Source organism: Streptomyces sp. ISL-36, from assembly GCF_018614205.1.
Lineage (GTDB): Bacteria > Actinomycetota > Actinomycetes > Streptomycetales > Streptomycetaceae > Streptomyces.
On the sequence record NZ_JAGGOS010000107.1, the window covers coordinates 30,184 to 30,676 of the forward strand.

The following is a 493-nucleotide window of genomic DNA, read 5'->3' on the forward strand; positions in this document are numbered from 1 at the left end:
GGAGGAGAGGGCGACACCGCCGGCGACGGCGATACGTGAAACGTTCATGGAAGAGGACACTCCAGCTCAGGAGAAAGGGTGAGGGGTCCGGCACGCCGAAGGCGGACACAGGGCCACGAGCGCGCGGACGACCGCGGACCCGCTCCTTCCGAGCGGTCCGCGTCAGGCGGCGAGGACGCAGTCGACGGCCGGCGGGCCGCGCCGGATCACCGTGTGCTGGAGTGCTTCCGCCCCGGCGGGTACGGGAGTGTCGGTCGCGGTACGCGGCGGGCGGCGCGGGCCGGCCGCCGGAACCCCGGGAAGGCCGGCGAGGAGCGCCCGTACGAGCGTCAGTGCCGCGCGCAGCGAGCGGACGAGGGCGGCCTCCGCGAGCCCGGTCGCGCCGTGCGCCGAGAGCCGGACGAGCCGGCCGAGGGCGAGGTCGCCGCGGCGCAGCAGCCAGCCGGTGGCGAGCGCGGCGAGCAGGTGGCCGAGCAGCATGGGCAGGTCCGGC

The 493-nt window shown here is 76.7% G+C and carries 1 protein-coding gene and 1 pseudogene (1 of these 2 cut by a window edge); both read right to left on the minus strand.

Translation table 11 applies throughout. The features are described from left to right. A protein-coding gene (locus J7E93_RS26115) for a YcnI family protein (RefSeq protein ID WP_215072396.1) crosses the window boundary here: on the minus strand, window positions 1-48 show its 5' portion. The gene continues 579 nt to the left of window position 1, outside the view; only the first 48 of its 627 coding nucleotides appear in the window; its start codon is at window positions 46-48; its stop codon lies beyond the left edge, outside the window. Window positions 49-162: 114 nt separating this feature from the next. Beyond that, window positions 163-493, minus strand: a pseudogene (locus J7E93_RS26120) (hypothetical protein); the annotation flags it as partial.